Source organism: Myroides sp. DW712 (assembly GCF_046557355.1).
Taxonomy (GTDB): domain Bacteria; phylum Bacteroidota; class Bacteroidia; order Flavobacteriales; family Flavobacteriaceae; genus Flavobacterium.
The window spans coordinates 1-7,982 of record NZ_JBKFDO010000029.1 but is presented as its reverse complement, the minus strand read 5'-3'; the positions used below and the strand labels follow the sequence as shown (position 1 = coordinate 7,982).

Genomic DNA, 7,982 nt, shown 5'->3' with positions numbered 1-7,982 from the left:
AGTGAGTTATTATTTTTTTCAATTGAAATAAACTTTATTTTTATATGGACAGTTGGTCTTTGAAAACAAAAGTTGAGTTCGCGCGAGAAAAAGAAGGAGTAGATGTGGAAGAGTGTGGATCCGTTGGCGGAGCAGGCTGTTAATTGGACACCATATCGATATTCGTTTAATAATCCAGTGATGTATACGGACCCTACAGGCCTTTTTGAGACAAAATTTGGAGCGTGGTGGCATAAATTATGGAATGGAGATGATAGTAGTAGTGATATTATGTATAATGAAGAACGTAAAGAATATTATTATACAAATCATTCTTCTTATGAAGATGAGAGTGGAAATCAAGGATTAAATATGTCTTTCATTTATAACAGTATAAAAGGAGATGCCGGAAGACCTGTTTTTGAAGTTGAAGGAAAAGCTAGTATAGGCTTGCAAGTAGGAGTAAAAACGAGTTGGGGTAGAGTTGAAGGAGGCTTGATAACAACTGATATAGGAAAAACAGGTTGGAGTAATCAAGAGGAGAATAATTCTGGTTTTTATGCTGAATGGGGAGATGGTAGGGGACATAATTTCCTTGGAGCAGGAATAGGAATTAAAGAAACAAATCTATCAATCGGAGGAAGTGTCAATTATATAACTCCTCATATGACTCCTCCCGGAGGTGATATAATTCAATATTATGCAAATAATGGAGAGGCTATATGGTCCGGAAATATTGGACCTAAAGCTAATTTTTGGAGCGCTAAAAAAGGGACATTACTAAATGAAATGGGAACAGCAGTAAGAGCTAGAGCTAGAGGAAATTCAAATAATGATTACACTACAGATATTGCTATTGGAGTGAAAGCTATTATAGGCCTTGATTTGAGAATTAAAGTTGGTTTGACAAAAAAAGAAAATTAATAAGAGTGAAATATTATTTAAAAAAAGGAAATTTTTATTATAATGATAAAAAAATATTTACTTTAAAAAGGAATGATTATCTACTTTTTTCCATTTTGAAAATTGTAGATATAGAAAATAATATGTTGATTAAATGTAGGGTATTTCCTTTGTTAGGCTTTAAATTAATGAAAATATTAGATCAGGGAATTATTAACAATATTATTTTTGAAAAAGACAAGAAATCGGATTATTTAATCACAAAGATTAATGGTGAAAAGTATAAAATAACCGTTAAAACTAGTAATAATTTATTTTCATTAAAAGTGAAAGGTGATTTTATTGTTAATAATGAAGAGAGAGGTACTGTGCTTGGGAAAATGGATGATTTTTTTAATTCATCTTATCATTTTGAATTTGTAGAACAAAATAAAGAGTTGAATTTTTATTGTTTGATTTTTTTTGCTTTGAGATATTATTATATAGAAGATGTTGCTTAGTTATTTTGTTATCTTTTGTTTATGGATTTTAGATTTGTGAAAAAAAGATAGATTGTCATTATTCAAAAATTGTGTAACTATAAACAACAAACCCGCTAGTCCTTGATTAGCGGGTTTTATTTTACATAATACTTTGCAGTTTAGTTTGTTTAAGGAAGGAATCAAGCAGTTCCATGACTACATTTTTTTATCATCTGGAATTTTTAGATTGCCTTAGATATGGATCAGTTGACCTACAGTTATGAAGTCAATAAGCTCCAAAAGGTAGTGGAAAGTTCCAACAATACCGATGGATTCAAGCAAGGCAGTACAGCAGTGAAACACTACGACTACGATGAATTTGGCAACTTAAAAGTAGACCGAAACAAAGGAATTACGGGAATCAAGTACAACCATTTGAATTTACCTGTGGAAATTCTATTCGATCGAGGGAAAATCACTTATCTTTATACAGCGACAGGTGAGAAAATAAATAAAGTAGTAACCCAAGGAGGAGGTGGTTTTACTGTGAATTATTTGGATGGTTTCCAATATTTTATGGGGAAATTACTATTCTTTCCTACCGCAGAGGGGTATTTCAATGCAGAAACACAAAACTATGTATACCAATACCGTGACCACCTCGGTAATGTCCGTTTAAGCTATTCGGATGCAAATAGAAACGACAAGATTGACGTTGGTGAGATCATTGAAGAAACGAATTACTATCCATTTGGATTGGCTCATAGTGGATACAACGAGAAGAATAATACGATTGGAGAACATTATAAGTATCAATATAATGGCAAAGAGAAGCAAGATGAGTTAGGATTGAATCTCTATGATTACGGTGCAAGGAATTATGATGCGGCTATCGGTCGATGGATGAATGTGGATCCGTTGGCGGAACAATTCCCAGGATGGAATCCGTACCATTATGTACACAACAATCCGATTAATTTGGTGGATCCTACGGGGATGAGTGCAGAAGGAACAGGAGAAGGAGGAGGATGGTTTTCAAGAGCGTGGTCAGCAGTTAAAAACACATTTAGCTCATCAGCAAAGACCGAAGATATGACAGTTCTAGATGAGATTGTGATTTCTGTTAAGGGACAAACAAAAGAGGAAAGAGTACGAGATAAACAGATTGACATAGTAACTTCTCGACTTAAAGAGGAGCAAGCAATTCAGGAATGGACAAATTTAGGAATTTGGGATCCAACTATATCGTATGATAATTATGCTCATGCTGTAGGTAGTAATATTGGTTTAGCAATGCCTTCTGCACGATTTAGTGGGTTGTTTGGTTTATTTAGTAGTACAAAGGGGGTTACTAATAAAGGAATGATTACTGTAGGACGCTGGATGTCAAAAGCTGAATATGATATGATGGTTAAAACAGGGCGTATGGTGGAAGGAGCTGGAGGGCAAACTTTTGTAGCAACAGGTGGAACTGAGGCATTTAATGCTGCAGTTAAAGGTTCAGTGTATGTAGAATTTGAAGTAGCGAAAAATAGTCTTTTACAAGGAGGCCAATCGAATTGGTTTAAAGTTTTAGGACCAAATTCAAGTAAAGCAATGCAAGGAGCATTACAGAAGCAAGGAGGAGAGTTACTTCCTAAAATTAAAAGTCTTTCCCCAATTCTTAAAGTTAAGTAGTTATGAAAAATGTTATAGATGTAGAATGGTTTAAAAGTGAATTTTCTACTAAATTAAAAGGATATGATTTGGAATATAAATTTTTTAATGAAGGAGATTTAGGTTCTTTGAATCAAATAGAGTTTAATTCAAAAAAGATTGGTGGTAATATAGATTTTTGGAGTCTTGGATGGATAGGGGTTTTTGTTTGGGATTTTGAAGCGGAGGTAGAAATATTAAATGTACTTTTAGAATCACATCAAGAAAAGGAGAAGCAAGAGATTTTTAGGAAATTAGAACAATTATTATAGTATAAAGAAATAAAGTCCCAACATTGGGGCTTTATTTCTTTATAAGATTATGGTATATGTTGTAGTTTTCTTCATCAAAACATACAAAAAAAACTGTTTTTATATTATTGTTTGTTGCTAAAAATTTAGAAACTGTTTTAAAAGCGATTTGAGCGGCTTTTTCTTTTGGAAATTTATAAATACCAGTACTTATATTTGGAAAAGAAATAGTTTGTACCTGATTCTCTAATGCGAGTTTTAGGCTATTTAAATATGCAGTTGTTAATAATTTTTCCTCATTACTATTACCGTTATTCCACATGGGACCTACTGTATGAATTACGAATTTTGCAGGAAGTTTCCCCGCCGTAGTTATAACGGCTTCACCAACTTTACATCCTCCTTGTTTATTCCTTATTTTTTGACATTCATAAAGTATCTCGTTACCACCTGCTCTATGTATCGCTCCGTCAACACCACTACCACCAAGTAGAGAAGTATTTGCAGCATTTACAATTGCATCCACTTTTATTGTGGTTATATCACCTTTAATTACTTTAATCATGTTGAATTAAAATATTAGATTTTTAAAATAAGACTATAATCTATGCTAAAGTCGTTTACAGCGTTGCGATATTTTTATTAAAGAAGTCTTTAAACTTCTTTTTGGTTAGCATGGTATCAATGATTTTAAATACCGTTTGTCTGTCTTCCTCGTCTAATTGGTTGATTAGGTGTAATTTTTCAAAATCAGGTTTATCTTCAAGGGTTACTTCTTCAGGAATAATGTTTTCGTAGTTTAGAATCTGATCAGCAGTCAGATTAAAGAGTTTACTTAGTTTTTGTAGCTCATCGACCGATAGTTCTCTGTGTCCGTTTTCCAGCTTGTTGTAGTTGCTGTTGCCAATATTGAGAAAGGAAGATACTTCTTTTTGCATCAATCCCTTATCTTCTCTGATCTTTTTAACGATTCTTCCTATACTCATTTGTCAAAATTTTATACACTCAAAAATACATAAAAGTGCGTTATTGGAAAATAGTTGCGAATAATTAAATTTAGTTTATGCGATAAAGTAAAATATATTTTATATTTGTAATCGAAGAAATCGCATAAAAAAAATTAGTTATGGAAATACGCGAGATAAAAGAGCGATTAAGTATAGCAATGGTCTTGCATTATTACGGCTTGAAGCCCGACAAGCAAAGTCGCTTGCACTGTCCGTTCCACGAGGATAAAACCCCGAGTATGCAGGTGTATTACAAAACGCAAACGGCTTATTGCTTTAGCAGCAACTGCAAAACCCATGGCAAGAGTATGGATGTGATCGATTTTGTGATGCATCAGGAAAACGCTACTAAAGCGCAAGCGATCAACAAATGCAAAGCGATACTAGGTGTTCAAGAAGAAGGGAAAAACAATTGGTCACCAGCCTCTGACTTTTTAGGGAATATGTATCAGTATTTTAAGAATGCAGTAAATAACAGCAAACCAGCAAGGGATTATTTACAACAACGAGGTTTAGATTACAAGAAAATCGAGGTCGGTTATAATACCGGTCAGTTCCACCATGGCACACGCAAAGATGAAACCTTAATTAAGCAATGCTTGGACTACGGCTTGTTGTTAGATAAAAACATTTTAGGACGCACAGGGGCGAAGGCTTATAGTGTTTTTGGCAAATGGTGTATTGTCTTTGCGTTGAAAAATAGAGAAAATGCAGTCACTGGTTTATACTTCCGCAGTACGTTAACCCCAAAGGAAAATCAATTGCCTGCGGGTGCTACCCGCCATTACTATTTAAAAAACAGAAAAGGACTTTATCCTGGTTATCCTGCTGCCAATACGAAGCAGTTGATTTTAACTGAAAGTATCATTGATGCAGCAAGCTTGTTGCAAATCCATGCGATAACAGAGCAGTACAGTGTTTTAGCTTGTTATGGAACCAATGGATTAACCGCAGAACACCAAGAGGCAATTAAAGAATTAAAACAACTCGAAGAAGTGATCTTCTTTTTTGATAATGACGATGCGGGTAGAGCGGCGGTACAGAAATATGGTTCTATGCTGAAATTGGACTACCCGAGTTTAAAGCTTACCACAGTTACTGCAATAGGTAAAGACATCAATGAAACGTTACAGGGACACGATGAAAGCATTTTTGAGGAACTTTTGGCTAAGAGAACAGCACTTATTTTTTCAACTGATGGACAAATAACTGAACCACTTAAAGAAAAAATAAGTACTAATAGTTGTTCATCAATAGACTTTTTAAAGCAAGATCATCTATTAGAACAGTTAAATTACTTGATTGGTAAGGCAGGTATTGTAGGCGAAGAAAACAGTCGGATGTTGCTTTTTTTAATTATCATCAGCTATGTCAATAAAAGTCCGTTGCATGCTTTGGTACAGGGAAGTAGCGGCAGTGGTAAAACGCATATTATCAGTCGAATCGCGGATTTACTGCCTCAGGAAGACGTTTTAAGATTTACCCGTATAACCGAGAGTAGCTTGTACAACTGGGGGGAGTTCGATTTGTTTGAAAAGGTGATTATCATTGAAGATCTAGATGGACTCAAAGAAGATGCACTGTATGCCTTGCGGGAGTTTATCAGTAATCAAGTGCTGAGAAGTTCGGTGACCATCAAGGATAAAAAGGGCAATAATAAATCTTCTCATAAAATCGTCAAAGGACAGTTTAGCAGTTTATCCGCCACAACTAAAGGAGAAACCTATGAAGACAATATGAGCCGATCCTTTTTGATTGCCGTAGATGAGAGCAAAGCGCAAACCCAGCGTATTATCGACTATCAAAATAGAAGAAATGCCGGAGAAATCGACTCCAATCAAAGTCAGAAGGCGATCGGTTTTATCCAAAAGATCGTTCGAGAATTAAAAGTGTATGAAGTAGTAAATCCGTATGCCACTAAGTTGCAACTCCCCGACAAAGTACACAAGATCAGACGGCTCAATGAAATGTACCAAGCGGTGATCAAACAAGTTACTTTTTTAAATCAGTATAATCGGCGGGTAGCACCCGCAGGCCATTTAATTACTGAGATCGAAGATATAGAGCAAGCCACTGAAATCCTTTTTGAGAGTATTGTTTTAAAAGTAGATGAACTGGACGGTTCATTAAGACAGTTTTTTGAACGCTTGAAGAAATACGTAAAAAACGAGAACCAGGATTTTTTACAGCGTGAAATCCGCCAGGAGTTCGGACTGTCCAAAACCCAGGTGCAACGGTATATCAACAGCCTTTTAGAACTGGAATACCTCAAGCAAACAGGAGGTTATGCCAATAAAGGAATCAAATACAAAATCAGCTATTGGGATAATCATCAGAAGCTTAGAATGGAGATTAAGGATTATCTGATGAATCAAATCGAAGTCTTAAAACAACAACTATGATAGTAAAACGACGATATGAACCACCGCTGGGTCGCTAATGGTTCGCTAGTTGGTCACTAGAACCCTGATTAGTTGGTTTTAAATCGTTGAAAATGAGTAGTTAGTCATCTAGCGACCCAAAATTTGAAAAGGAAGAGTAAGCAAAAGGGTCATAACGGTTAAAAAGGTTATAATGAAAAGCGGAGAAATAGAGAATACCTTAAAACAATTTTACGATTACTTAGTGATTAAGGGGTATCAGGAAGAAACCTCGAGAAACCGCTACCTGAATGTGTGTCATTTTTTAGGATTTATCCAGAAAGATTTTTTAGCTATAACCGAAAGCGATGTTAAGCAGTATTATGTCTATTTACAACATCGCCCCAATAAGATCAAGGGAACTGGTCTATTAAAAGGCAGCAGCATCCAACATCATCTGCGTTGTATAGCACTGTTTTATCTTTTTTTATTTGAGCTGAAGAAAACCAATTACCTCTTACAACTCGATCTCCCCAAGAGCAAAGCAGTCGATGATTTTGTACGAGAAATCTTAAGCCAAAGGGAAGTACAACAACTCTACCAAATAGCCACGCTCAAAGAAAGAGTCATTCTGCACCTGAGTTATGGCTGTGGTCTTCGAGTATCAGAACTAGTAGCCGTGAACAAAGCAGATGTCTACCTGAAGGAAAATTTACTCTTAGTTCCCAAGGGCAAAAACAACAAACGCAGAATTATTCCTTTTACGGCAAAGATGCAAGCTGATTTTATTCATTATCTAGCTCAAGAACCCACCGCTGAACCAGCGTTAATCGTTAACACTAAAGGTAGACGAATGCAGGAGTGGACCTATAACCAGCTGCTCAAACGCCTACTTAAAACCATCAACATCGACGCTGAACGGATACAGAAAATCAGTGTACACAGCTTGAGACACTCCATTGCTACGCATCTTTTAGCCCAGGGCATGGAACTGGAACAGGTACGCGATTTTTTAGGACATGACCAGTTAAAAACCACTGAGATCTACACCCATATTGACTCCACCCAACTTAAACCCTTGCAAGATGAATCATGATAACTCTAGAACAATACCTTGAAACCCACTATAAAACCAAAGGCTTGCCCAACCTAATTAAGCGTTTTATTAATTACCAGAACGGCAAAGCGGAGACAGCCACCCTCCAAGACATTTTACAGTACATCGCTCACCTTCGCAAAGAGAACCTGCATCCCAAAACCCTTCGCAATCACCTTTTTGCCATCAAGATCTACTATCGTTACCTGCAACACATTGAAAAGCGCGCC

At 35.9% G+C, this 7,982-nt stretch carries 9 protein-coding genes; 7 read left to right on the top strand and 2 right to left on the bottom strand.

Annotated elements, in window-relative coordinates; translation table 11 throughout:
- Nucleotides 1-180: 180 nt before the first annotated feature.
- From ACLJX0_RS15235 to ACLJX0_RS15220, 4 genes are all read left to right on the top strand, one after another.
- On the top strand, nucleotides 181-903 hold the full coding sequence (locus ACLJX0_RS15235; protein WP_410881674.1) for a hypothetical protein: 723 nt from the start codon (nucleotides 181-183) through the stop codon (nucleotides 901-903).
- A 5-nt stretch (nucleotides 904-908) separates the two neighbouring features.
- Complete coding sequence (locus ACLJX0_RS15230) at nucleotides 909-1,382, top strand: hypothetical protein (protein WP_410881673.1); 474 nt, start codon at nucleotides 909-911, stop codon at nucleotides 1,380-1,382.
- 219 nt (nucleotides 1,383-1,601) lie between these two features.
- Complete coding sequence (locus tag ACLJX0_RS15225; RefSeq protein WP_410881672.1) at nucleotides 1,602-3,020, top strand: RHS repeat domain-containing protein; 1,419 nt, start codon at nucleotides 1,602-1,604, stop codon at nucleotides 3,018-3,020.
- 2 nt (nucleotides 3,021-3,022) lie between these two features.
- Nucleotides 3,023-3,310, top strand: coding sequence for a hypothetical protein (locus tag ACLJX0_RS15220; RefSeq protein ID WP_410881671.1), 288 nt, complete (start codon nucleotides 3,023-3,025; stop codon nucleotides 3,308-3,310).
- Between the two features lie 31 nt (nucleotides 3,311-3,341).
- Here the strand turns inward: ACLJX0_RS15220 and ACLJX0_RS15215 are convergent, their stop codons facing one another.
- Together ACLJX0_RS15215 and ACLJX0_RS15210 are read right to left on the bottom strand one after the other, a co-directional pair.
- Nucleotides 3,342-3,854: an O-acetyl-ADP-ribose deacetylase gene (locus tag ACLJX0_RS15215; protein WP_410881670.1), complete on the bottom strand. Its 513-nt coding sequence runs from the start codon at nucleotides 3,852-3,854 to the stop codon at nucleotides 3,342-3,344.
- 55 nt (nucleotides 3,855-3,909) lie between these two features.
- Nucleotides 3,910-4,275 (bottom strand): helix-turn-helix domain-containing protein, encoded by a 366-nt coding sequence (locus ACLJX0_RS15210; protein WP_410881669.1) that lies wholly within the window; start codon nucleotides 4,273-4,275, stop codon nucleotides 3,910-3,912.
- Nucleotides 4,276-4,415: 140 nt separating this feature from the next.
- Between ACLJX0_RS15210 and ACLJX0_RS15205 the strand changes: the two genes are divergently transcribed.
- The 3 genes from ACLJX0_RS15205 to ACLJX0_RS15195 all read left to right on the top strand — a co-directional run.
- Nucleotides 4,416-6,698, top strand: coding sequence for a CHC2 zinc finger domain-containing protein (locus tag ACLJX0_RS15205; RefSeq protein WP_410881668.1), 2,283 nt, complete (start codon nucleotides 4,416-4,418; stop codon nucleotides 6,696-6,698).
- Nucleotides 6,699-6,870: 172 nt separating this feature from the next.
- Nucleotides 6,871-7,752 (top strand): tyrosine-type recombinase/integrase, encoded by an 882-nt coding sequence (locus ACLJX0_RS15200; protein WP_410881667.1) that lies wholly within the window; start codon nucleotides 6,871-6,873, stop codon nucleotides 7,750-7,752.
- Nucleotides 7,749-7,982: phage integrase N-terminal SAM-like domain-containing protein (locus tag ACLJX0_RS15195; RefSeq protein ID WP_410881666.1), on the top strand; the 234-nt coding region annotated here is incomplete at its 3' end. The genes ACLJX0_RS15200 and ACLJX0_RS15195, both read left to right, overlap by 4 nt.

Excerpts from the sequence above, each read along its gene's own strand:
- ACLJX0_RS15235 (WP_410881674.1), top strand. The coding sequence starts at position 181 with ATGTATACGGACCCTACAGGCCTTTTTGAGACAAAATTTGGAGCGTGG.
- ACLJX0_RS15225 (WP_410881672.1), top strand. The coding sequence starts at position 1,602 with ATGGATCAGTTGACCTACAGTTATGAAGTCAATAAGCTCCAAAAGGTA.
- ACLJX0_RS15220 (WP_410881671.1), top strand. The coding sequence starts at position 3,023 with ATGAAAAATGTTATAGATGTAGAATGGTTTAAAAGTGAATTTTCTACT.
- ACLJX0_RS15215 (WP_410881670.1), bottom strand. The coding sequence starts at position 3,854 with ATGATTAAAGTAATTAAAGGTGATATAACCACAATAAAAGTGGATGCA.
- ACLJX0_RS15210 (WP_410881669.1), bottom strand. The coding sequence starts at position 4,275 with ATGAGTATAGGAAGAATCGTTAAAAAGATCAGAGAAGATAAGGGATTG.
- ACLJX0_RS15205 (WP_410881668.1), top strand. The coding sequence starts at position 4,416 with ATGGAAATACGCGAGATAAAAGAGCGATTAAGTATAGCAATGGTCTTG.
- ACLJX0_RS15200 (WP_410881667.1), top strand. The coding sequence starts at position 6,871 with ATGAAAAGCGGAGAAATAGAGAATACCTTAAAACAATTTTACGATTAC.